We start from the raw sequence: 23,792 nt of genomic DNA, 5'->3' as shown, positions 1-23,792 counted from the left end.
TTAGGGTTTTACTTCTTCTACTGCTATAATTTCTGGGACATCTCTTCGGATGGCCTCTTCAACCCCTGCTCTAAAAGTCATAGCTGACATATTGCAAGATTGACAATTGCCTGTCAGGGCTAATTTAAGCACATTTTCTGGCGTGATTTCGACAATTTCTACATTGCCACCATCGGCTACTAAATAAGGTCTAATGCTATCTAACGCGGTTTGAATGCGATTATGTAATGGGTGATTTTCCATATTAAGAGGCTTGATTCGCGTTAGAAATGGCTACTTGCTGCGCTAAATTTGCGGCAATCGACGCAAATGCATCGGCACTTGGGCCTTCGCTCGACGCTATAGGTTTGCCATCGTCTCCTGCTTCGCGAATCGCTTGAATTAAGGGAACCTCACCTAAGAAAGGTACCGCGTATTTTTCGGCTAATTGCTTTCCGCCATCCTTGCCAAACAAATAATATTTGTTTTCAGGCAATTCTGCCGGAGTGAAATAGGCCATATTTTCAACTAAACCTAACAAAGGAACATTGATGCCTGCTTGCTTGAAGAAGGCTAATCCTTTCGTGGCATCGGACAAGGCGACTTTTTGAGGAGTCGTGACAATCACCGCGCCGGTTAGTTTAATTAGCTGAACTAAAGTTAAGTGGATATCAGAGGTTCCGGGAGGGAGGTCGATTAGTAAATAGTCTAATTCATCCCAGTTTGTATCCCCAAAAAACTGACGCAAAGCCTGCGTCATCATTGGTCCTCTCCAAGGCACGGGACTTTCTGTAGGGGCTAAAAAACCCATTGAAATCATCTTGATGCCATATTGCATGATAGGTTGTATGCGGTTCTTTCCGTCTACTTCCGTCACTAAAGGTTGTAAATCTTCTGCCCCAAACATCACCGGAATCGAAGGTCCAGAAATATCGGCATCTAAAATGCCCACTTTCGCACCAGCATTTTTCAAGGCCATGGCTAAGTTTGCCGTTACGGTAGATTTACCTACGCCACCCTTACCGGATGCTACCGCAATCACGTTTTTAACGCCAGGAATAAGGGGGTCTTTAGAGGTCAAAGTGGTTACTTCGGCCGTCATATTAATGACGATTTTGAGATCTGGATGCACTAAGTTGTGTATCGCGTCCTCGCAATCTTTTCTGATCTTTTCTTTCAGTGGACAGGCAGGTGTCGTTAAAACGACTGTAAAGCGAACCTCGCCCACGCCTAATTCCACGTCCTTAATCATATTCAAGGTCACTAAATCTTTCTTTAGATCTGGCTCTTGAACGGTACTCAAGGCACCTAATATAATCTCTTTGCTTACGCTTAATTCTCCCATGAATCTCTTTTCCTTTTCAAACCTCAAATATACGTGTTTTTTATTTCATGCGCGACGTATTCGGCGATTTTGCACGTATCAATTTCTTGGTATTTTTCTGCATTTAATTCCGCTAATAAGACTTCTAGTACACGACGGTGATCGATTAATTTAGATGGATGTGGTCTGTGTGCCAAAGTTCGGTAGATGGAATCCCACCTCTTTGTAATGGTCTGTAGTTCTGGGTCGAAATAGGTCGAAACAAATCGCTCCCAAATATAGTCTTGCGCCTGCTGGTTCGGATGGATCATATCTGCCTCATAGAAGCGGTAGTCGCGCAATTCATCCAGCATAATTTCGTAGGCTGGAAAATAGTGTACGTTCTCGAATTGTTTAGAAACGATGTCTGCCGCTACGCGTAAAGTAGACTTAGAAACTTGGTTCTCCGTCATTCCGTCTTTGGTGTGGCGAACAGGGGAGACGGTTAAAACGACTTGCGTTGTAGATGGGAGAGAGGAGAGTAGAGCGCAAAAATTGGAAACTATCTCATCCACCGTTGATAATCGTTTTTCGAAACGATCTGATGGCATCTTGTGGCAGTTAGCCACCGTTTTATTTAGATGTTTGTCAAAATAACTAAATGAAGTTCCCCAGGTAAGGATTAAAAAGTCAGACGAGCCGGCGAAAGAGGTAACCTCCGTTGCCACGGAGTGAATGTCTTCGAATAATTCTGTGGAGGAAGTCGCTGTAAATATAGAATGGTAATCCGGGTGCAAAAAATACCCACCTTGCTCATATAAATCTTCCGAAATCTCCCCTGACAAAGCCCTTGATATCGCAAAAGGATGGAATAGAGTGCCAAAAGGCTGCGTCATTACCTCCAGCGGCAATTTACTCAAACGCGATCCCATCGAGGCGGCAAAACAAGAACCCATCGTCAGCACCCGACTCTGATGATTCATCAGAATGGGTGCTGCAGGAATGGGGAAAGTGGTTGTTAAATTCATTATTTCACAGAAGTCGCCCAAGCGTTCATTTTGGTTTCCAAAACGTCTAAAGGCATATTTCCATCCTTCAAAAGTTCGTCATGGAAATCTGATAACTTGAATTTAGGGCCCATTTCTTTCGTCAAACGCTCGCGAATCTCGCGGATTTTCAAGGCGCCGATTTTATAACTCAAGGCTTGCGCTGGAATCGCCATATAGCGTTCGATTTCAGCGATCGTGCCTTCCTCGCTTAATGGCTCATTATCCATCATGTATTTGATGGCTTCCTCGCGTGTCATATTCTTCGAGTGCATTCCTGCATCGACAACTAGTCTGATCGCGCGGTGCATTTCATCCCCTAAGGCTCCCATATATTGGTATGGATCTGTATAAAGGCCTAATTCCTTGCCTAAACTTTCGGTATATAATGCCCAGCCTTCTGCATAAGCAGAGTTGCCTCCGAAGCGACGGAACTTAGGTAAATCAGCATTTTCTTGTTGCAAGCTAATTTGGTAGTGATGTCCTGGGATCGCTTCATGTAAGAATAAACTTTCCATTCCGGAGGTGAAATTGAATTTTTTTGCGTCCAAAATAGGTACATAAAAGATCCCCGGACGAGTTCCGTCTTCTGATCCTTGGAAGTATTCTGCTGATGCTGATGCAGCACGGAAAGCTTCGGTTTGGCGAATTTCAAATGGTGTCTTCGGTACGCGACCAAACATCGTCTTTAATGACGGTTCCATCTTCTTATGAATGGCATGGAATGCGGCTAAAACCTCTGCCGGAGTCTTATATGGGTAGAATTTCGGGTCAGTCTTCATATGTGTGAAGAATTCTGCTAGCGTTCCTTTGAAGCCTACTGCATTCTTCGTTTTCTCCATCTCGGTACGAATACGCTTTACTTCGCTTAAACCAGTTTGGTAGATTTCGTCTGCCGGTTTATCCGTGGTCGTTAACACACGGATAAGGTATTGGTAATACGCTGCGCCATTTTTCAGGGCACTAATTCCTGTTGTAGTACGTGCTTTTGGCAAGTATTCATCCTGTAAAAAAGTAGCTAAACGAGCGTAAGCTGGAAGAATTTCGTTTTGAATCGCCGCCGTGTATTCTGCGGTAAAACGCTTTTTGTCTGCTGCTGAGAAAGAGGCCGGGAATTGCTTTAATGGACCATAGAAAGTGGATTCCTTGATGTCCTTAACAGCGAAAGAGGTTAATTGAGGGATGATTTTGACTACCAAAGCTCGTGGCAACATGTAATCCTCCTTCATTCCTCTACGGAAATAAACAATCGAAGAATCTAAATAGGCCACCCCTCTTTTCATACGTTTAGCCCAGTTTTCATAATCCTTTACCGTCTTGAAAGGCTGCATTACTTGGCCCGAGCCTAATTGAGCAAAAGTTAGGTGGAAGCCATAGAATTGATTCAACGGGGTCAAATTATCTGGATAAGTCAATCCCTCCAAGCCTAATTTGATGTCGCGCGTCAATAAATCATAGGTGATTTGATCGTTTGCGTTCGGATCTGCACGATTTAAGGCAGCTAAAGATTGCTGGTATTTTTCTAAAACCGATTTGACTAATGCGCGGTGGCTGTCTGTAAAATCGATGTTTAATTGATCATTGTAACGGTTATCACCGTTTGCTGTCGCCGATCCGGGATTGAGTTTTAATTGCTCTTCATAATAATCGCCTACGATGGTGGCTAATTCGGAAGAGGGTTGATCTGACTTTTTGCAAGCGAAAAAGGTCATAAGAAGACCTAAGTAGAGGAGTTTTTTCATAGTGAATTTGCTGATTTTAGAGGCAATTTACGTAAATTGGTCTTTGCATTTATACCTAAGTTACGAATTTATACATTAAAGATTTACTATGTCAGGATTGGGAGCGGAGCGCGCACGATTACAATTACGAAACGACAATAAAGGTTGGAAAAAATGGGGTCCTTATTTGACGGAACGTCAGTGGGGGACAGTGAGAGAGGATTATTCAGCCCATGGAAATGCCTGGGGAACGATTACACACGATATGGCTCGGTCTAAGGCCTACCGCTGGGGTGAAGAGGGAATAGGCGGTATTTCAGATAATAAACAACACGTTTGCTTTGCTTTTGCCTTTTGGAACCACCGAGATCATATTTTAAAAGAACGCTTTTTTGGTTTAACGGGATCGGAATCGAATCACGGAGAGGACGTTAAAGAACTCTATTATTACCAAGATTCGACGCCTACGCATTCCTACCAAAAAATGCTGTACAAGTATCCGCAGCACACATTTCCCTACCAAAAACTGATTGATGAATCCTTAAAGCGAAATCGTCAAGAGCCGGAGTACGAGCTTTTGGATACGGGGATTTTTGATAATAATGAATACTTCGATATCTCGATCGAATATGCGAAAGCGGACGAACAAGATATTTTAATCAAAGTAACCGTGGAGAATCGCTCTAAAGTGGCGGCGCCCATCACGGTTTTACCTACCATTTGGTATCGCAATACCTGGTGCTGGGGTTACGAGAAATACAATTACAAACCACTTTTAACGGGTGTAGGAAATTCGTTCATCGAAGTAGATCACCGCGTGGTGGGGCGTTTTAAATTGTATGCTGAAGATGCGGATGAATTCCTTTTCTGCGACAATGAGACTAATTTTCAGCGCTTACATAATTCAGATAATCTGTCGCATTTTACCAAAGATGGGATTAACGAATATATCGTCAACAAGAATAAACATGCGGTAAATCCGAACCATATCGGGACGAAAGCTTCTGTTAAATACACGGATAAAATTCCAGCTGGAGGCAAGAAAGTTTACCGTTTGCGTTTGAGTAATATCACGCAACGAGAGCCATTTGCGGATTTTGACCAAATTTTTGAAGACCGTATTATCGATGCGGATCAATTCTATGCGGAATTGCAGAAAGGAATTGAGGACGAGAATCTGCGTACAATTCAGCGCCAAGCATATGCTGGGATGCTGTGGACGAAGCAATGGTATTACTATAATGTGTTCGAGTGGATTAAAGGTGATCCTTCGATGCCGAAGCCTGATGCGAGCCGGAAAAATGGTCGAAATAGCACCTGGAGGCACATGTATGCGGCGAATATTTTGTCGATGCCGGATAAATGGGAGTACCCGTGGTTTGCGGCCTGGGATTTAGCGTTTCATACTTTGCCTTTGGCCAGATTAGATCCTGATTTTGCCAAAAGACAGCTAGCCGTTATCCTCCGCGAATATTACATGCACCCGAATGGCCAAATTCCGGCCTACGAATGGTCTTTCTCCGATGTAAATCCTCCAGTGCACGCCTGGGCAACCTGGAAAGTATACGAGATCGACAAGGAAATGAATGGCGGAAAAGGGGACGTAGTCTTCTTAGAGCGTATTTTCCACAAACTATTATTGAACTTCACCTGGTGGGTAAACCTGAAAGACGAAGGAGGAAATAACATTTTTGGGGGAGGATTCTTAGGAATGGATAACATCGGGGTGTTCGACCGCTCCGCTCAATTACCGACCGGTGGACACTTAGAACAGGCCGATGGAACGGGTTGGATGGCAATGTACAGCTTAAACATGCTACGCATTGCTTGCGAAATCGCTCTAGAAAATCCGGTATACCAAGATATGGCCTCGAAATTCTTCGAACACTTCTTGCACATTGCCGGGGCGATGCAGTCGATTGGTGGTGATAAGTTAAATCTATGGGACGAAGACGACCAATTCTATTATGACATGTTGCATAAAGAAGATGGATCTGCGGAATTATTGAAAGTGCGCTCCATGGTAGGTTTGATTCCTCTGTTCGCAGTAGAGACCTTGACATCTGAGATGCTCGAGAAATTGCCGGCCTTCAAACGCCGCGTGGAATGGGTTTTAGCTAACCGTCCAGACCTAGCGAATTTGATTTCGCGTTGGTATGAACCCGGAAAAGGAGAGACGCGTTTGCTTTCAATCTTGCGGGGTCACCGGATGAAGATGATCATGAAAAGGATGTTCGATGAGACGGAATTCTTATCCGATTTTGGCATTCGTTCTTTGTCCAAATTCCACAAAGAGAACCCATATAAATTTGCCTATGAGGGAGGTACGCTGCAGGTTGATTATACGCCGGCAGAGTCTACGGGCGATATGTTTGGCGGAAATTCGAACTGGCGCGGACCTATTTGGTTCCCGATGAACTACTTGATTTTGGACTCCTTATCGAAGTTTTCTGACTATTATGGTTCAGACTACGAGGTAGAATTCCCTACGAATTCTGGCGAAATGATGAACATCAAAGACGCAGCGCGTGGGGTTTCTGAGCGTTTGTTAGCGATGTTTGTGCCCGGGAAAGACGGTAAAACACCGATGTATGGTGAATACGATAAGTTCAAAGATCCGCATTTTAAAGATTCACATCTCTTCTTCGAATACTTCGACGGAGATACCGGAAAAGGATTAGGCGCGAACCACCAAACGGGTTGGACGGGCTTAATCTCCGAAATAATCAGACAATTACATGGCAAAAACTAGTCCAGAGGAAAATTTTGCGGCCTTAGGCCTGACACTTCCACCAGCTCCTAAACCTTTAGGCGTATACAAACCGGGTTTACAGGTAGATCATTTCTATTATGTTTCAGGCCATGGCACGGTGCAGACGGATGGCTCTTTGATCATCGGTCGCATCGGAAAAGACTTGGATATAGAAGAAGGGAAACTAGCGGCGAGGCAGGTGGGTTTAGCGATTTTGGCCACCTTAAAAGCACAGTTAGGATCTTTGAATCGAATCAAACGCGTCATTAAAGTCCTTGGAATGGTCAATGCAACAGACGATTTCTTGCGTCATCCCTATATTATCAACGGATGTAGCGAATTATTCGCCCAGGTGTGGGGAGAAGAAAATGGCATAGGCGTTCGATCCGCGGTGGGAATGGGGACTTTGCCTGATAATATTCCGGTAGAAATCGAAGCAGTTTTTGAACTGAACGACTAAACTAAGCGGAAACCTCCAGCATCGCTTTCAAAGCCTTGTAAGCTGGAACGCGCGTTGCTTCTGGTAAATTGATTTCCGGCAACTCGTAATACAAGGCATTATACAATTTCTCCAGCGTATTCATCTTCATGTATGGACATTCGCTGCACGCGCAGGTGTTTTGCTCGTTTGCAGGAGCTGGAATCAAGTGCTTGTGCGGCACCGATTGCTTCATCTTGTGCAAGATTCCCGCTTCCGTTGCCACGATGAAGGTGGAATTAGGCGATGTTTCTACGAATTTCAACAGGGCCGTCGTCGATCCCACATAGTCCGCTTCTTTCAAGATCACTTCCTTGCATTCCGGGTGCGCGATTAACAACGCCTCGGGGTATTCTTGCTTTAGTACGGCTAATTTTTCTAAAGAAATATCGATGTGCACCATGCAAGCTCCTTCCCAAAGGATCAACTCACGACCCGTCTTGTGAGCCACATAGCGACCTAAGTTCGCGTCTGGAGCAAAGATGATTTCGCGATCTGCAGGAATGGATTCCACGATTTGAACCGCGTTTGACGAAGTACAAATAATGTCTGTCATCGCCTTGATATCCGCAGAGCAGTTAATATAAGAAACCACCACAGCATTCGGGTGCTTCGCTTTCAAAGCCGCAAACTCAGCCACTGGTACGGAATCCGCTAAGGAGCAACCTGCGTTAAAGTCTGGAACCACCACTTTTTTAGTAGGATTTAAGATTTTCGCTGTTTCGCCCATGAAATGAACACCACAGAAGACGATTAAATCCGCCTCTGTTTTCTCAGCAGCCTGGGATAAACCTAAGCTGTCGCCTACGTAATCCGCCAGTTCTTGGATTTCACCATCCACATAGTAGTGTGCCAAAATTACCGCATTTTTCTCCTTCTTTAAGCGTTGGATTTCGGTGATGAGTTCGACACCTTTAGGGGTAGAACGGGCAATGTAGCCCACAGAGGTTGCTTCTTCTAGTAAATTCATTTCGCTTTTAGGCTTAAATCTAAACTCTTCACTTGGTGGGTTAAAGCCCCCACGGAAATATAATCGACCCCGGTTTCGCCATAGGCGCGGAGTGTTTTTTCATTGATACCACCAGAAGCTTCTGTTGTGAAACGTCCGTTAATCTTGCGAATCGCATCGCGCAAACGATCGGGAGTGAAATTGTCCAACATGATGCGTTGAATTCCTCCGATGGCCATCACTTCGTCTAATTCTGTCTCGTTTCGTACTTCAATTTCAATCGCTAAAGGCTTTTCGAGTGTCTTGTTGTAGCTAAATGCTTTGTCTAAAGCCTGCTTTATCCCTCCCGCAAAATCTACGTGATTATCCTTGATCAAGATCATGTCGAACAAACCATAGCGGTGATTGACTGCTCCACCTATTTTGCATGCCCATTTTTCAGCCAAACGGAAGTTAGGTGTGGTCTTTCTTGTATCTAATAATTTTGCTCTAGTTCCCTCTAGTATATTGACCAAAGAGCGTGTGTAGGTCGCAATACCCGACATGCGTTGCATGCAATTCAGAACCAAACGTTCTGCTTTCAAGATCGATTGAGGCGATCCACTTACTTCTAAGACCACTTGTCCCGGTTCTATCCAGGTTCCATCCTGGATAAAGACCTGTACCTGTAAGCTAGGATCAACTTCTTTAAAAATAGCGCGAGAAAGTTCAACTCCAGCCAAAATTCCCCGATCTTTCACCTTTAGTTCCGCCGTTCCTTTTGCATCCGCTGGGACCGTAGAAAGGGAGGTGTGATCTCCGTCACCCACATCTTCCCGAAGGGCTGACTGAATGAATGCTTGAACGTAAGATGGGTCTTCGTAGTTGAACATGCGTCTATTTTACGCTCCAAAATTACGAAAATTACCCGGAGAATTGATTTCTAAGAAAAATATCCTATTTTTGCTACCTACAATGCAAAAGAAGGTTAAAATATCCCATCTCATCCTGTTTATCCCGGTGCTTTTTTGGCTCGTGGCTAAGCCTATTTCCCTGTTCGCAGTAGAGACAGGTGCAGTAAAGACGGAGAAGACTTCTAAGCAAACGATTGTAAAGGCCGAACAGCATGTTTATCAGTCTGCTACCACTTTACAACTCGATTTTCCACAAGATTGGAACTTCACCAGCCCTACCGAAATCTTCGTTGCGCGCTCGATGCAAGCCATTAAATTGCCTGCATTCACTCATCGCACGCAATTCTTACGAATTTTATTTACCCAATTTATAGCCACTCTGGCGCCGTGAGGCAATGAGTCCGAAGGGAATGAGTCCGAAGTCCGGAGGGGATAAGTCCGTAGGGTGGTAGTCCGAAGTCCGGAGGGGATTAGTCCGAAGGGAATGAGTCCGAAGTCCGAAGGAAATGAGTCCGAAGGCATCATTCACCATTTACCATTCACCATTTATTTACCATTTACCATTTACCATTTACCATTCACCATTAACCATTTAAGTTATGCGTTACAAAAGTGCCATTATTTGGCTGTCTACGATTATTTCAGCCTTATGTATTTTCTTCCTATCGTTTACGTGGAAGTCTAATCAATTAAAAGAACAAGCTATCCAATATGCTACGACGGCAGATGGCAAAGTAGATGCGGCGAAGCGTTTACATTTCATTGATTCCCTTTGGAAACAACCGGTATATATCGGATATACCTTACAAGAAGTGACTCAGTATGCTTTGCAAAAAGGTCTTGACTTAGAAGGTGGTTTACACGCGGTTTTAGAGGTTTCTCCAGCAGAAATCTTACGTGCCTTGTCAGGTAAGTCGAACGATCCAGCATTCGAGAAAGCCTTAGCAGCGGCAGGTGCGGCGCAAGCGACTTCGACGAAATCGTTTAACGAATTGTTCTACGAAGAATTCGCGAAGGCGGCTCCTAACCAAACTTTGGCATCCGTATTTGCTAATTCAGTGAACCGCGGTAAAATCTCGTCTACTTCAACTGATTCACAAGTTCAGAAAGTAATCGATGCAGAAATCGACGGTGCGGTAGATCGCGTTTACAAGATCATCCAAGCGCGTATCGATAAATTCGGTGTAGCTAACCCGAACATCCAACGTCTTCCAGGTACTAACCGTATCCAGGTTGAATTACCGGGTGTAGAGAATCCAGAGCGTGCACGTAAATTATTATCAGGTGCAGCGAAATTAGAATTCGTAGAGTGTTATGAATTGAACGAATATGGCGGAGGCTTAAATGCGTTAGGTGCTTTATTAGATAGAGAAGCGAAAGCGCCAGTAGCAACTGCACCAGCGGCGGCTCCGGCGACGAAGGATACGGCGGCTAATGCTTTGGCAAACAAATTAGCAGCAGCTCCTGCGACTAAGGATTCTGGAAAAGCAAAAGCAGATACGTCTGCAGGTTCTGCTTTAACGAAATTATTCTTGCCTTTAGGAAACAACATCGGTGTTTATGTAAAGGATACAGCTCGTGTGAATGCATTATTCGCTCGTGCTGAAGTGAAAGCGATGTTCCCTGCGAACTTAACGTTTGCTTGGGCAGCGAAAGGAATTCCAGCGAAGAATGGCGACGAGATCCTTTCTTTAGAGGCTCTGAAAAAAGCTGAAGGTCAATCAGCTCCATTAGAAGGTGATGTGATCACGGATGCAGCACAAGATTTTGATCAAGCAGGTCGTGCGGAAGTAACGATGGCGATGAACGGAACGGGTGCTCGTATTTGGAAAAATTTAACAGGTGCTAATATCGGACGTCGTATCGCGATCGTTTTAGATGGTTATGTATATTCTGCACCAGTGATTAACGGTGAGATTCCAGGTGGTCGTTCTTCGATCTCAGGTAGCTTTACGGTAGAAGAGGCAAAAGACTTAGCGAACGTATTGAAAGCGGGTAAATTGCCAGCTCCTACGCGTATCGTGGAAGATGCGTTTATCGGTCCATCTTTAGGGGCTGAGTCGATCAACCAAGGGTATATGTCAATGGCTTTAGGTTTATTATTAGTGATCGTGTTTATGATCGGTTACTATGGTACTCCAGGTTGGATGGCGAACTTAGCCTTGTTCTTTAACGTCTTCTTTATCGCAGGTGTTTTAGTCCAAATCCAAGCAGCTTTAACGCTTCCTGGTATCGCAGGTATCGTGTTAACTTTAGGTATGGCGGTCGATGCGAACGTATTGATTAACGAGCGTATTCGCGAGGAATTACACAAAGGAAAGGGCTTGTTAGATGCGATTAATGCTGGTTATCAAAAAGCGTTAAGTGCGATTTTGGATGGTAACATCACGACGGTATTGATCGGTGTGATCTTGATAATCTTCGGTTCTGGTTCTGTAAAAGGTTTCGGGGTAACGCTTTGTATCGGTCTGGTAACGTCTGTATTTACAGCGGTATATATTTCTCACATCTTAATTGATTGGATGGCTAAACGTGCGATTAAAGCAGGTAAGGAGAAAGAAATGACTTTTGAAACATTCATCTCGCGTGATCTTTTCAAAGGAATGAATTTCGACTTCATCGGAAAGCGTAAGTATTCATATTGGTTCTCATGGTCATTAATTGCTATCGGAGCTATCGTGTTATTCCTGCAAGGCGGTTTCAACTTAGGTGTGGATTTCAAAGGTGGTCGTTCGTACGTGGTTGAGTTCAATCAAGCGGTACCGACTGACAAAGTGAAAGAAGCGTTAGCGGATGATTTCGGTGGAAAAGGCGTTGAAGTGAAAACTTTCAACGGTGCTACTAAGCTAAAAATCACAACATCTTACTTAGTGGAAGATGAGTCGATTACAGCTAATAACACGGTTCGTATGGCATTAGACAATGGATTGAAAGAATTTGCAGCACAAGGTCCTAAGGTAGTTTCTACTTCCAAAGTAGGAGCAACCGTAGCCGATGATATTTTGACACAATCATTCGTGTCAATCTTCTACGCCTTGATCGCGATCTTTATCTACATCTTGATTCGTTTCCGTAAATGGCAATATTCATTAGGTGGTATTGTTGCCTTAGTTCACGATACTTTAGTGGTATTAGGCATGGTAGGTATCGTTCGTTTGTTTGGCTTCGAATTAGAAATCGACCAAGTATTTATCGCGGCGGTATTAACGGTGATTGGTTATTCGATTAACGATACCGTGGTTGTATTTGACCGTATCCGTGAGGAAATTGGTTTGGATGCTGACTTAGGTAACAAAGAATTGATGATCAAAACGATCAACGAATCGATTAACCACACGATGTCTCGTACGGTAATGACAGCCACTACGGTATTCTTAGTAGTAACGGTGTTATTAATCTTCGGTGGTGACGTGTTAAGAGGTTTCTCTTTCGCGATGTTCGTCGGTGTTGTGTTCGGTGCTTATTCGTCTATTTTCGTAGCGGCACCGATTGTGATTGACTTCGGAACTTCGAAGAAAGAAAAGAAATAGTTTGTTCTGCTGGTTGCTCGAAAGGGTGACCAGCATTTTTATATTTCATCTAAATAATTAAAGACTATGAATAACAGTATTTGGAGAAAAAAACCAATGCATATGTTTGAGCAAGACATGCAAAAAAGCGAGCTCAAGCGTGTATTAGGAAAATGGAGTTTGACTGCGATCGGTATCGGAGCAATTATCGGTGGTGGTGTTTTCGTTTTAACAGGTACAGCCGCTCACTATCACGCGGGTCCTGCTTTAGCTATTTCATTTGTTATCGCTGGTATTGGCTGTATTTTCGCAGCCCTTTGCTACGCAGAGTTTGCGGCTATGTTACCGGTAGAAGGTAGCGCGTATGCGTACGCTTACGGAACGGTAGGTGAATTATTTGCTTGGATAATTGGTTGGGGATTGATCCTCGAATATGCGATGGGTGCCATGACGGTCGCCGTAAGTTGGTCCGGTTATTTTAATAAGCTGCTTGGTCTCTTTAAAATTGAAATACCGGCATATTTAACCAATGACCCTATTTCTTATAAAGGATTAGCAGTTAATTTACCGGCTCTTGTAATCGTCTGGTTTGTGACTTGGATCCTAGTTAAAGGGATTAAAGAGGCAGCTGGAGCGAATAACTTAATTGTTATTTTGAAAGTGGCCGTGATCTTGTTTGTGATCATCATGGGAGCTTTTTATATTAATGTGGATAATTGGACTCCGTTCATTCCTGCTGCGACAACAGTTGCACATGAAAATGGAGAAATGCTTCCAGCGTATGGCTGGGGAGGTATTATCTCAGGAGCTTCAGCGATCTTCTTTGCCTACATCGGTTTTGATGCCGTATCAACACAAGCAGGTGAGGCCATCAATCCGAAGAAAGATATGCCTTTCGCAATCATCGCGTCTTTATTGATTTGTACGGTATTGTATATTGCAGTTTCCTTAGTGTTAACCGGGATGATGAATTACAAGGATATTAAAGATGAGGCATTAAAGGCTCCAGTTGCCTATGCTTTTGAAAGTGCGGCACACCAACCTTGGGCTGTTTTTGTCATTACAGCAGCAGCGACAGCTGGTTTGTTATCAGTAATGCTCGTGATGATGTTAGGTCAAACACGTGTGTTCTTAGGCATGGCGAAAGATGGTTTATTACCTAAATTCTTTGCAGAGGTTCATCCTACATTTAAAACACCTTGGAAATCAACCATCTTAGTAGGAGCAGTTGTCTCACTAGTGGCAGGTTTTACTCCCATCTCTTTATTGGGTGATATGACTAGTTTTGGTACTTTATTCGCTTTCACTATGGTTTGTTTAGCGGTATGGATTCTTCGTTTCAGAGATCCAAATCGTGATCGTCCATTCAAAGTGGCTGGATTGAATATCATTGCTCCACTAGGCATCCTAGTGAATGCGTTCTTAATACTCAATTTAGGTCGCACCGCTCAATTATTTGCTTTGGGTTGGTTATTGTTTGGATTAGTGGTTTACTTCTTATACGGTAGACCAAAGTCTCACTTGAATACGAGAGAGTAAAGATTATAAGTTAACAATGAATATTAAATTTTAATTTTAGTACATTTGTTGAGGATTGGGTGTAGCCCGGTCGGTAGAAGAGTCAACGGTAACCCGTTGGCTCTTCTATTTTTTTGCCATTATTTTAAAAGAATCTTAGAGAGTGATTGATGAATTTTTTCTTCAATAATTTCGAATGCAAGATTTTCTCTTTTATTATTTAACGCATATTTAGCAATTGGATAGGCAATTAAATCCGCTAATTGAAGTCCATTATTGTTCTCTTTTTTACTTTTAAAAGAATAGTCAATTTCAAATTTTTGGATTAGCGATTTTGAAATTTTGTTCGTGCCATTAGCCATAATCTTGTTAAGGTGTGTTGCTAATTGACTGTCCTCTTTTTTGCCCCTTTTTTCTATGATTATTTTAAGTTGATTGGGCTTATTTGCAATTCCATTTATAATTCTGACTGTATTATCAATGATGTTTGATAAGCATAGCTCATAAGGGTCACTACATATAAGGCCATACTTTTCAATGTGATTTTGTTTATGTATTCCGGAGGGAATGATAGAGAATATGGATTCTTTTATTAACAAATTTAGTTCTTTGTGAAATCTCGATTTTAATTCTAAATCAAGAAGAATTTTAAACTCTTTTGAACACTTTCTGATATCTCTAGAGTGAAATATGATATCTGATGTATTCCAAAAATTCGTTTTTATTGTTTTCGCTCTTGTATGGAAAATCGAGAATTCTATGTCTGATATCAATACTCCACAAAGTAAAAAGATGGGGAATTTTGGGTCAATAAAAGATAATCCATGGTCTCCGGTTTCATCTAAATACAAGTGATATTTCATGATTCAATTTAGCCTAATTTAAATTCACTCAATGTTTGGATTATCATTTTGCCAACTTGTTTATAAAATTTAATAACGATAGGCTTACTTTTTATCTAGTAGATTTTGGCGTATTTTTGCACCTTGATTTTTTAATAAAGAACGAATGAGTCAGATAGTAACTGAAATTGCGAAACGCAGAACCTTTGGGATTATTTCTCACCCCGATGCTGGTAAAACCACATTGACGGAGAAATTGCTTCTCTTCGGGGGAGCAATCCAAACAGCCGGTGCCGTAAAATCGAATAAGATTAAGAAAGGCGCTACGTCTGACTTTATGGAGATTGAGCGTCAGCGTGGGATCTCGGTTGCAACATCCGTGATGACTTTCGAGTACAATCAATTAAAAATCAATATCCTGGATACGCCGGGTCACAAGGACTTCGCAGAAGACACCTACCGTACCTTAACGGCGGTGGATTCCGTGATTTTAGTGATTGACTGTGTAAAGGGTGTGGAGGAACAAACGGAGCGTCTGATGGAGGTTTGCCGCATGCGTAAAACACCCGTGATCATCTTCATTAATAAGATGGACCGCGAAGGCCAAAACCCGTTCGACCTTTTGGACGAATTAGAACAAAAATTAGGCATCTCAGTACGTCCATTGACTTGGCCGATTAATATGGGCCAAAACTTCAAAGGCGTATATAACCTCATGGAAAAGTCGTTGAATTTATTCTCAGCGAATAAGACCAAAATAGAAAAAGAAGTCGTTGCTGTCGATATTGATTCCGCTGAATTAGATACCCGCGTGGGAGAAAGAGACGCGAATCAGTTGCGTGAAGATGTCGAATTAATCGATGGTGTTTACGAACCCTTTGATCGCAATGATTACCTAGCTGGTGATATCGCCCCTGTGTTTTTTGGCTCTGCTGTGAATAACTTCGGCGTTCAAGAACTATTAGATACCTTTACCCGCATCGCACCATCCACCCAAGCGCGTGGAACAGACGTGCGTACGGTAGAACCAGAGGAAAAGAAATTCACTGGATTTATCTTCAAAATCCACGCGAACCTTGACCCGAAACACCGCGACAGAATCGCTTTCTTGCGCATCTGTTCAGGTACTTTCAAACGCAACACTTTTTACCAACACATTCGTTTAAAGAAGAACGTTCGTTTTGCGAACCCTTACAACTTTATGGCCCAAGATAAAGAGGTCATTGAAGAGGGCTTCCCAGGCGACGTAGTAGGTCTTTACGATACAGGTAACTTCAAAATCGGCGATACCCTTACCGAGGGCGAGGTATTAAACTACCAAGGTATTCCCTCTTTCTCCCCTGAGATTTTTAAGGAGTTAATTAACCTAGATCCGATGAAAGCCAAACAGCTAGAGAAAGGTATCGACCAATTAACAGACGAGGGAGTTGCCCAATTATTCTTGCAACCCCAATTAGGTAACCGTAAAATCGTAGGAACGGTAGGGGAACTTCAATACGAAGTAATCCAATACCGCCTAGAACACGAATATGGCGCGAAGTGTCGCTTCGACGGCATGTCCGTAACCAAAGCCTGCTGGATAACCTCAGAGGACCCTAAAAAACTTCAAGAATTCGTCCGACTAAAAGGCCAAAACATCGCCCAAGACAAAGACGGTAACTACGTCTTCTTAGCCGAATCAGATTGGATTCTTCGCATGAATCAAACGAACAATCCAGAGATTGAATTCCACTTTACGAGTGAGTTTAAGTTAGCATAAAAAATAAAAAGCATAGAGCATAAAGCACAAAGAATAAAGATTGTATAAAAAAGGCCTCAGAATAGAGGCCTTTTTTTATGCGTTTAGCAATATTTCATAGAGTTATCTTCGAGGGAGATTCTAACTCTATGCTTAATTCTTTTTGCTTTGTGCTTTCAATTTTAATTCAAACTCCTTACTAGCTATAGCAAGTCTTGCTAATATTTGATCAGGTGTCAAATCTTTCATCTCTAGACTAATTTTTGTTTTAATACGACGAAAAGTTTTCACTGAATCAAATCCTTGCTTTACTTGTAATTCCTTTTTCATAAGATTTCCCTTGGGGATTTAATTGGAATTTTATCGTAACCATAAGCTGAATTTACGTCATTATAACCGGTAATTCTATCTGAGTTTACAATATGTTTGAAGTTCCAGCTCAAGAGTGCATCTACATTGTGTAATGTAGCTGTCGCGATATGAATTCATTCGTCCAAACTTGTATAGCCCACTACCTTGTTTTTAATATAATGACCTGCTAATTCGAGGCATTCTGGAGTTACTATAATTTTCTGTTTGAATTGTAGTGGTATTTTTTCTACTAATTTACGTATTCGACTAGGGGCTAGAATCAATTCTTGTTCACATAAATCCGAGTAGATGCACAAAATTTCACCTTCTAATACGAGATCAAAAATTCGCATTGTTTCTTGTGAAAATTCGGGATCAAAAAAACCGCCAAATACGGAAGTGTCAAAATAATATCGCTGAATCATTTTAGCAATTAAATGTTCAGCAATCACCTTAATTAATAAGATTAAAATTGAAAATTAACTGATAATCTAGTTAACTAATCACTTTAATTATAAAAAAAAGGGGGCCGTAGGCCCCCTTTTAAAAGATAGGAGAACAGAAATTAAAATTTTAATCTCCTCTCTCTACTCTATAATCTCTACTCTACACCAACCCTAAATCCCCCTGAATCACCCCCACTTTCTTCTGCAATTCCGCATACACGGTAAAGAAGTCTGCCGCAGAAGCTAAAGGAGCGTTTACAGAAACATAGAACTTAATCTTAGGTTCGGTACCCGATGGACGAGCGGAAACTTTAGATCCGTCTGCAAGAATTAATTGAATTACATTAGAAGCTTCGATACCTAAACCTACTTTGATAGGCGTTTTTTTGCCTGTTAATAAGTCGGTTGAAACTAAACCCTCGTAGTCTAAAACGCGAACAGGCTTCGAACCTGCCACCGTGGCTGGGACGTTCGAGCGTAAGTTGATCATCATTTGTTTGATCTCCTCGGCGCCGGCTTTTCCTTTTTTGGTCAATGAAATAAGGCCTTCATAGTAGAAATTGTTTTCTACGTACATCTCGGCTAGGAAGTCGAAGAGCGATTTGCCCTGATCTTTCGCGTAAGCGGTTAATTCTGCGATCATCGCGCAAGAAGCCACCGCGTCCTTATCACGCACGGCATCTCCTATTAAATAGCCATAGGACTCTTCTCCACCGCCTAGGAACTTTTCTTTTCCTTCTAATTCGCGGATCACTTGGGCGATGTATTTGAAGCCGGTTAAGGTATTATAGCAAGGCACGCCTTTAGAAGCGCACATTTTGTCGATCAAATCGGTCGTTACGATGGTTTTCGCGGCGAACTCGTTGCCCTTTAAATCCGATACTTTTAATAAGTAATAGAGGATTAGGCTGGCCATTTGGTTCCCGTTTAACAGGGCCCATTCGCCGTCTGGGCTTTTCACAGCGGCTCCTACGCGGTCTGCGTCGGGGTCGGTGGCGACGACGAGGTCGGCATCGATTTCTTTGGCCTTATTTAATGCCAAAGTCAAGGCTTCCTTCTCCTCCGGATTCGGATAAATCACCGTAGGGAAGTTTCCGTTCGGAATCGCTTGCTCTTCTACGACCGTCACCGCTTCGAATCCTAATAGGGCCAAAGCAGGCGGCACTAACGTAATCCCGGTTCCGTGAATAGGGGAGAAGACGATTTTAAGGTCTTTTTGGCGTTTAATTACTTCCGGCTGGCGGCAGTTAACTAAAATAGTTTGTAAGTAGGCCTCGTCGATTGCGCCATCTAACAGGTGCAATAGGGAATCGTTTCCTTCGAATTTGATGTCCGCAATGCTCGTAATCGCGTTCACCTCATTCACGATGTTCTTATCGTGCGGGGCAACTACCTGAGATCCATCAGACCAATAGGCCTTGTAGCCATTGTATTCTTTTGGGTTGTGGGATGCCGTGATCACTAATCCTGCTTGGCAGCCTAAATGGCGTACTGTAAAGGAAAGTTGTGGTGTGGGACGCAAAGCCGGGAATAAATAGACTTCGATGCCGTTTGCGGTGAAAATGTCCGCTGCGATGCGCGTGAATTCGGGTGAATTATTGCGAGAATCGTGGGCGATGGCAACTTTGATTTTTTGGCCTGGTAAAGACGCATTCAGGTAGTTCGCAAAGCCTTGTGTGGCAGCGCCTACTGTGTATTTGTTCATTCGATTCGAGCCTACACCCATCTCGCCGCGCATTCCACCCGTTCCAAATTCCAGGGATTTATAGAACGAGTCTGTCAAAGTCGTCTGGTCGCCTTTCGCGATCAAGTCTTGAATAGTTGCCTTGGTTTCAGCGTCGTAAGGGCCTGAAAGCCATTGGTCAATCGTTTGTTGCGTGGTCGAATCTAAGGTCATATTATGCTGAAATTGTGCCAGTGAACACTTGTTTCGCTGGGCCGATCAAGAAAATATTGGTAAAACCGGTGATGGCATCGCCGTCGAAATTGACCGCTAATTCACCACCTAGGGTTTTGATTTTAATAGGAGTTTGTACGTTTTTAAACGTTTTGGCCACTAAAGCCGCCGCCGTCACACCCGTACCACACGAATACGTTTCATCTTCCACGCCGCGTTCATACGTACGTACGAAGAGGGTTTGGTCATCTAATTTTTCAACGAAGTTTGCATTCGTACCATTCATAGGCTGGTATGCCTCGGAGTAGCGAATTGCTGAGCCCGTGTTTTTGACATCATAAAACTGCACCTGATTCGTAAAACGCACGAAATGAGGCGAACCCGTATTCGTAAAGTAGTCATCGTTGTGCTGCTCGATACCCGGAACATCCATCATTTGTAAGGAGATGGTTTCAGGAGTAATGTAGGCCAAATGTGGCCCATCTACCGCGATAAAGTGGGCTTTCTCGGTCACAATGCCTAAATCCGCCGCAAAGCGAACTAAACAGCGACCGCCATTTCCACACATCGTCCCCTCGGTTCCATCAGAATTATAATAAACCATTCGGAAATCATAGCCCTCAGCCTCTTGCAAGAGCATAAAGCCATCAGCCCCTATCCCAAAACGGCGGTGGCAAAGCAACGCAATCGCCTCTTGATCTAGGCCAAAAGTCTTTGCGCGGTCATCGACCACCACAAAATCATTTCCAGTTCCTTGGTATTTGTAAAAATGCATAAGGCAATTTAAGAAATTTGGCTTAAATATCGCTCCTTAATTATCCTAAGGTGGTGTTTTTCATGACCAGCAATCATCCAAGCTAATGCACGTGCACTGATCGATTTGCCATTTGCCTGGCCCATTTGGTTCCATTGCTTGCTGGAAAATGAGTTCAATAAAACTAAGGTCGCGACACGGGTAGCCTTGTATTGTGCTAAAATATCCAGTGCTTCCTGCGTTTCGTATTCTGATGCCGCCTGGTATTCATTTTCGTCAAATCCTGGTAAGGCTGTTTTTTCGCCTCTGGATAGTGCCAAAACGCGGTATGAAAAGATTCTTTCCGTATCAACCATATGTCCTAATAAACCTTTCAGGCTCCACTTTCCTGCTGCATAGGCGAACTCTGCTTGACCTTTAGGTAAATTATCATACAAGTCGATGATTTCTTTGGACTGATTTTTCAATACTTCGAATAAATTTTCTTCTTTCTCAAAACTCAGATATTCAGCGAAATACGGAGCATTCGGGTATTCGTAGCTAGCAGGTAAATGCATATTTTCTTATTTTTTTACCCAAAGGTATTGTTTCAAAGCAGAAAATCCCTAATTTTGTGCCACCAATTACAAGACGGTCCGGTAGTTCAGTTGGTTAGAATACATGCCTGTCACGCATGGGGTCGCGGGTTCGAGTCCCGTCCGGACCGCCAACTACAAATTAAGTCTCTGATTTTCAGGGACTTTTTTTATGCCCGGTGCTAAATCGGGTGCTATAAATAAATTCTATTTTTATTTAAAGTAAATATTCCTTCACTTTAAGACTCCTGATTAAATATACTTTGTAACATTATTCATAGTATTTGTCTATTTTTCATAAGTATATTTAGGAAGGATTCCCCAATTTTATTGAATGAAGACTTTTATTAATTCGCTTCTTTTAGCTTTTATTATTCTGATTGCTAATTCATGTTCCTTCAAAAAAGAATACAAATACCGTATTGTTTTTTTACAATGCTGTCACGATGATTGGCGAAATGTGATGAATAGTGAAATGAGAAGGGAGTTGGCATTTCATCCAGATATTAAGTTTGAAATCATTGAATCGTATAGTGACACTAAAAAGCAATTAGAACAGATTAAGGAAATTGATAAGCAAAAAATTGACTTATTAATTATTTCTCCCAACGAATCCAAGTCCTTTTCCACTGCTATCGATGAAATATATAAGTCGGGGATTCCAGTAATTTATGTTGATCGAAAAACTAATTCCGAACAATATTCTGCTTTCATTGGAGCAGATAACTATGAAATAGGAAAAACGGCAGGCAAGTTTATCGCTAGTCAGTTTAAAGGTCGAGGGAATGTCATTGAATTAGAATTGGAAATGACCTCTTCACCTGCCATCGAAAGAAATCGTGGATTTAATGAGGCTATTAACCTTTATCCCGAACTGAATAAAGTGGCGACTCTCGAAGTCAAAAATATCGAATTAGATATAAATAAGAAATTAGCAGGTACATTAAAAAATCACCCTGAAACGAATATTATTTTCGCGCACACTGATTTTTTAGCATTATCTGCCTATCGGACGGCCCAAAAATTAGGGAAAGCAAAAGACTTATTCTTTGTTGGTATTGATGCAATTCCGGTGATAAATGGTATGCAATTGGTTAAAAATGGCACATTAAATGCCACTTTATTGTATCCTACGGGTGGCGCTGAGGTAATCCAAACCGCTGTTAAAATTCTTAATAGACAAGCCTATAATAAAGAAACGAAGCTTTTGACAAATGTGATAACATCGGATAATGTCAATATTATGTTATCCCAAATCCAGAAAATAAAAGAACAACAAGTTGAAATTGAGCGGGAAACATTAAAAATTAATGATTTGAATAAAACCTACTCAACCCAAGGAAACCTTTTATATTTTATAACTGCTTTGCTTACGTTTATGGTTGTTTTAGGGGTTTTTCTATATTTTCTTTTAGATGAAAAACAGCAGTCTAATCGAATTTTAGAAGAGCAAAATTTGGCAATTCTCGAACAAAAAAATGAAATAGAAAAAGTGTCTCTTTTAGCAAAAAAAGCAACAGAAGACAAAATGAGGTTTTACTCCTATATTTCACATGAATTCAAAACACCTTTGAGCCTGATCCTTACTCCGACTGAGGATTTGTTGCAAAGAAAAAGTACCGACTTAAAGGAAATACAATTAACTCTAAAATTGATCAATAAAAATGCTTATCGCCTATTACGTCTCGTTGATCAATTTTTAGAGATGAGAAAGTTGGATGCAGGGAAAATGGAATTAGAAATTGGACAAAATGATTTAGTTGCTTTTATCAAAGATATAGTACAAGATTTTAATTTAAAGGCAAAACAAAAACAGATTGACCTTCAATTTATTAGTCCTTTTAAAGAGATTCAATTCGGATTTGATCCTGAAAAATTAGACAAGGTCTTATTCAATCTCATTTCAAATGCTTTCAAATACACCCCAGATGGGGGCTTGATTCACGTGTCAATTTTAAGAAATATAGATAAAATTGAAATAAACATTGCCGATAATGGGATCGGTATGACCCCCGAAGAAAAAGCTAATGCTTTTGATTTGTTTTACAGAGGAAACAAAAATATTTCTTTAGGAACAGGATTAGGCTTGGCTCTTTCACAAGAGTTTGTTGCCTTGCACAAGGGAGAAATCACGATAAATTCAGAAAAAGGCAAAGGGACCACCTTCAGAATTGTACTTCCTATCATGGAGGTAAAGCACCTTTTGTTAGATAATCCTGTACTAGTTTCTTCTAAAAATAATACTGAATTTGAGGAGGATAGTGCTCTGATGATAGAAAATAATACGCAACTCACGTTTGAGAATACGATAATCTTGATTGAAGACAATCATGATTTGAACCAATTTCTAACCCGAAAATTAGGAAAAAACTATACAGTAGTTGCTACGGATAACGCAGAAGATGGTTGGCAAGAAATTTTAACCTGTATTCCTGACATAATTATTTGTGATGTGATGTTGCCTGGTATGGATGGCTTTGCTTTGACACAGAGGGTAAAATCTGATTTCAGAACCTCTCACATTCCGGTAATTTTATTGACTGCTAAAAGTCAAATTGAAAGTCAAATTGAAGGGACAAAAGCTGGGGCGGATGATTATATTTTAAAACCGTTCAACCAGCAATTATTAGAGGAAAAATTGAAAGGTTTGGTTGAAAATCGAGAACGTATGAGACGCAGATTCTCAACTGAAGTTATTCATCCCAATCAAGTTCAGAAAGGAGAAAGAAGATTTTTAATTGAATTTGAAGCATTAATCGAAAAGAATATTCAAGACAGTTCACTATCAGTCGAGAAATTAAGTCAAGAGTTAGGAATGTCCAGAGTTCAGTTATTTAGAAAAGTATCAGCCTTGACAAACCGAAATGTGGCGGATTACATTGCTGATTATAAATTGCGAAAAGCAAAGATTCTCTTAAATGATCATGAAAAAAACATTTCCGAGATTGCTTACGAGTTAGGCTTCAGTACCCCAAGTTATTTTACGACCTTCTTCAAACAAAAGACAGATAAGACGCCAAGTGATTGGCGGAATAGTTAAA

19 protein-coding genes and 1 tRNA gene are annotated in these 23,792 nt (G+C 41.8%); 8 read left to right on the top strand and 12 right to left on the bottom strand.

The window, feature by feature from the left end; translation table 11 throughout:
• From SKC37_RS09705 to SKC37_RS09690, 4 genes are read right to left on the bottom strand one after another with little or no spacing between them, the layout of a single operon-like run.
• A complete protein-coding gene (locus SKC37_RS09705; protein WP_223131273.1) occupies positions 1–243 on the bottom strand; it encodes a NifU family protein in 243 nt (80 codons plus the stop codon).
• A 1-nt stretch (position 244) separates the two neighbouring features.
• Positions 245–1,324, bottom strand: a complete 1,080-nt coding sequence (locus SKC37_RS09700) for an Mrp/NBP35 family ATP-binding protein (RefSeq protein WP_377981284.1) — start codon at positions 1,322–1,324, stop codon at positions 245–247.
• Between the two features lie 23 nt (positions 1,325–1,347).
• Complete coding sequence (locus tag SKC37_RS09695; protein WP_377981283.1) at positions 1,348–2,310, bottom strand: GSCFA domain-containing protein; 963 nt, start codon at positions 2,308–2,310, stop codon at positions 1,348–1,350.
• A complete protein-coding gene (locus SKC37_RS09690; protein WP_377981282.1) occupies positions 2,310–4,070 on the bottom strand; it encodes a DUF885 domain-containing protein in 1,761 nt (586 codons plus the stop codon). The genes SKC37_RS09695 and SKC37_RS09690 overlap by 1 nt, the downstream gene beginning before the upstream one ends.
• A gap of 88 nt (positions 4,071–4,158) precedes the next feature.
• Between SKC37_RS09690 and SKC37_RS09685 the strand changes: the two genes are divergently transcribed.
• Both SKC37_RS09685 and SKC37_RS09680 read left to right on the top strand, forming a co-directional pair.
• Positions 4,159–6,801, top strand: coding sequence for an MGH1-like glycoside hydrolase domain-containing protein (locus tag SKC37_RS09685; protein WP_377981281.1), 2,643 nt, complete (start codon positions 4,159–4,161; stop codon positions 6,799–6,801).
• Positions 6,788–7,261: a RidA family protein gene (locus tag SKC37_RS09680; RefSeq protein ID WP_130895086.1), complete on the top strand. Its 474-nt coding sequence runs from the start codon at positions 6,788–6,790 to the stop codon at positions 7,259–7,261. Before SKC37_RS09685 ends, SKC37_RS09680 begins: the two co-directional genes overlap by 14 nt.
• A 1-nt stretch (position 7,262) precedes the next feature.
• On the opposite strand, the gene nadA is transcribed toward SKC37_RS09680, so the two are convergent.
• Together nadA and nadC are read right to left on the bottom strand one after the other, a co-directional pair.
• Positions 7,263–8,249, bottom strand: a complete 987-nt coding sequence (gene nadA, locus SKC37_RS09675; RefSeq protein WP_377981280.1) for a quinolinate synthase NadA — start codon at positions 8,247–8,249, stop codon at positions 7,263–7,265.
• Complete coding sequence (nadC, locus tag SKC37_RS09670) at positions 8,246–9,100, bottom strand: carboxylating nicotinate-nucleotide diphosphorylase (protein WP_377981279.1); 855 nt, start codon at positions 9,098–9,100, stop codon at positions 8,246–8,248. Before nadC ends, nadA begins: the two co-directional genes overlap by 4 nt.
• 82 nt (positions 9,101–9,182) lie before the next feature.
• Between nadC and SKC37_RS09665 the strand changes: the two genes are divergently transcribed.
• From SKC37_RS09665 to SKC37_RS09655, 3 genes are all read left to right on the top strand, one after another.
• A complete protein-coding gene (locus SKC37_RS09665; RefSeq protein WP_377981278.1) occupies positions 9,183–9,512 on the top strand; it encodes a hypothetical protein in 330 nt (109 codons plus the stop codon).
• 208 nt (positions 9,513–9,720) lie between these two features.
• Positions 9,721–12,651: a protein translocase subunit SecDF gene (secDF, locus tag SKC37_RS09660; protein WP_377981277.1), complete on the top strand. Its 2,931-nt coding sequence runs from the start codon at positions 9,721–9,723 to the stop codon at positions 12,649–12,651.
• A gap of 66 nt (positions 12,652–12,717) precedes the next feature.
• Positions 12,718–14,169 carry an APC family permease gene (locus SKC37_RS09655; RefSeq protein ID WP_377981276.1) on the top strand — a complete coding sequence of 484 codons (1,452 nt, stop codon included), beginning with the start codon at positions 12,718–12,720 and terminating at the stop codon, positions 14,167–14,169.
• Between the two features lie 119 nt (positions 14,170–14,288).
• Here the strand turns inward: SKC37_RS09655 and SKC37_RS09650 are convergent, their stop codons facing one another.
• The gene (locus SKC37_RS09650; RefSeq protein ID WP_377981275.1) at positions 14,289–15,011 is read right to left on the bottom strand and encodes a DUF3800 domain-containing protein; all 723 of its coding nucleotides are present in this window, start codon (positions 15,009–15,011) and stop codon (positions 14,289–14,291) included.
• Between the two features lie 145 nt (positions 15,012–15,156).
• Between SKC37_RS09650 and SKC37_RS09645 the strand changes: the two genes are divergently transcribed.
• Positions 15,157–16,749, top strand: coding sequence for a peptide chain release factor 3 (locus tag SKC37_RS09645; protein ID WP_377981274.1), 1,593 nt, complete (start codon positions 15,157–15,159; stop codon positions 16,747–16,749).
• A gap of 132 nt (positions 16,750–16,881) precedes the next feature.
• On the opposite strand, the gene SKC37_RS09640 is transcribed toward SKC37_RS09645, so the two are convergent.
• From SKC37_RS09640 to SKC37_RS09620, 5 genes are all read right to left on the bottom strand, one after another.
• On the bottom strand, positions 16,882–17,058 hold the full coding sequence (locus tag SKC37_RS09640) for a hypothetical protein (protein WP_377981273.1): 177 nt from the start codon (positions 17,056–17,058) through the stop codon (positions 16,882–16,884).
• Between the two features lie 155 nt (positions 17,059–17,213).
• Positions 17,214–17,531, bottom strand: a complete 318-nt coding sequence (locus tag SKC37_RS09635; RefSeq protein WP_377981272.1) for a hypothetical protein — start codon at positions 17,529–17,531, stop codon at positions 17,214–17,216.
• A gap of 154 nt (positions 17,532–17,685) precedes the next feature.
• Complete coding sequence (locus tag SKC37_RS09630) at positions 17,686–19,422, bottom strand: phospho-sugar mutase (protein ID WP_377981271.1); 1,737 nt, start codon at positions 19,420–19,422, stop codon at positions 17,686–17,688.
• Position 19,423: 1 nt separating this feature from the next.
• On the bottom strand, positions 19,424–20,197 hold the full coding sequence (gene dapF, locus SKC37_RS09625; protein ID WP_377981270.1) for a diaminopimelate epimerase: 774 nt from the start codon (positions 20,195–20,197) through the stop codon (positions 19,424–19,426).
• An 8-nt stretch (positions 20,198–20,205) separates the two neighbouring features.
• Positions 20,206–20,733: a DinB family protein gene (locus tag SKC37_RS09620; protein WP_377981269.1), complete on the bottom strand. Its 528-nt coding sequence runs from the start codon at positions 20,731–20,733 to the stop codon at positions 20,206–20,208.
• Positions 20,734–20,808: 75 nt separating this feature from the next.
• Between SKC37_RS09620 and SKC37_RS09615 the strand changes: the two genes are divergently transcribed.
• Both SKC37_RS09615 and SKC37_RS09610 read left to right on the top strand, forming a co-directional pair.
• Positions 20,809–20,885, top strand: a tRNA-Asp gene (locus tag SKC37_RS09615).
• A gap of 200 nt (positions 20,886–21,085) precedes the next feature.
• Positions 21,086–23,791 carry a substrate-binding domain-containing protein gene (locus SKC37_RS09610; protein WP_377981268.1) on the top strand — a complete coding sequence of 902 codons (2,706 nt, stop codon included), beginning with the start codon at positions 21,086–21,088 and terminating at the stop codon, positions 23,789–23,791.
• Position 23,792 lies beyond the last annotated feature (1 nt).

This window comes from Aquirufa esocilacus (assembly GCF_042715595.1).
GTDB lineage: Bacteria > Bacteroidota > Bacteroidia > Cytophagales > Spirosomataceae > Aquirufa > Aquirufa esocilacus.
The sequence above is the reverse complement of the archived record's forward strand: the minus strand, read 5'-3'. Positions and strand labels throughout refer to the sequence as shown.

Bases quoted from the DNA above. Each gene is read 5' to 3' on its own strand.
- SKC37_RS09705 (WP_223131273.1), bottom strand. From the start codon at position 243: ATGGAAAATCACCCATTACATAATCGCATTCAAACCGCGTTAGATAGC.
- SKC37_RS09700 (WP_377981284.1), bottom strand. From the start codon at position 1,324: ATGGGAGAATTAAGCGTAAGCAAAGAGATTATATTAGGTGCCTTGAGT.
- SKC37_RS09695 (WP_377981283.1), bottom strand. From the start codon at position 2,310: ATGAATTTAACAACCACTTTCCCCATTCCTGCAGCACCCATTCTGATG.
- SKC37_RS09690 (WP_377981282.1), bottom strand. From the start codon at position 4,070: ATGAAAAAACTCCTCTACTTAGGTCTTCTTATGACCTTTTTCGCTTGC.
- SKC37_RS09685 (WP_377981281.1), top strand. From the start codon at position 4,159: ATGTCAGGATTGGGAGCGGAGCGCGCACGATTACAATTACGAAACGAC.
- SKC37_RS09680 (WP_130895086.1), top strand. From the start codon at position 6,788: ATGGCAAAAACTAGTCCAGAGGAAAATTTTGCGGCCTTAGGCCTGACA.
- nadA (WP_377981280.1), bottom strand. From the start codon at position 8,249: ATGAATTTACTAGAAGAAGCAACCTCTGTGGGCTACATTGCCCGTTCT.
- nadC (WP_377981279.1), bottom strand. From the start codon at position 9,100: ATGTTCAACTACGAAGACCCATCTTACGTTCAAGCATTCATTCAGTCA.
- SKC37_RS09665 (WP_377981278.1), top strand. From the start codon at position 9,183: ATGCAAAAGAAGGTTAAAATATCCCATCTCATCCTGTTTATCCCGGTG.
- secDF (WP_377981277.1), top strand. From the start codon at position 9,721: ATGCGTTACAAAAGTGCCATTATTTGGCTGTCTACGATTATTTCAGCC.
- SKC37_RS09655 (WP_377981276.1), top strand. From the start codon at position 12,718: ATGAATAACAGTATTTGGAGAAAAAAACCAATGCATATGTTTGAGCAA.
- SKC37_RS09650 (WP_377981275.1), bottom strand. From the start codon at position 15,011: ATGAAATATCACTTGTATTTAGATGAAACCGGAGACCATGGATTATCT.
- SKC37_RS09645 (WP_377981274.1), top strand. From the start codon at position 15,157: ATGAGTCAGATAGTAACTGAAATTGCGAAACGCAGAACCTTTGGGATT.
- SKC37_RS09640 (WP_377981273.1), bottom strand. From the start codon at position 17,058: ATGAAAAAGGAATTACAAGTAAAGCAAGGATTTGATTCAGTGAAAACT.
- SKC37_RS09630 (WP_377981271.1), bottom strand. From the start codon at position 19,422: ATGACCTTAGATTCGACCACGCAACAAACGATTGACCAATGGCTTTCA.
- dapF (WP_377981270.1), bottom strand. From the start codon at position 20,197: ATGCATTTTTACAAATACCAAGGAACTGGAAATGATTTTGTGGTGGTC.
- SKC37_RS09620 (WP_377981269.1), bottom strand. From the start codon at position 20,733: ATGCATTTACCTGCTAGCTACGAATACCCGAATGCTCCGTATTTCGCT.
- SKC37_RS09610 (WP_377981268.1), top strand. From the start codon at position 21,086: ATGAAGACTTTTATTAATTCGCTTCTTTTAGCTTTTATTATTCTGATT.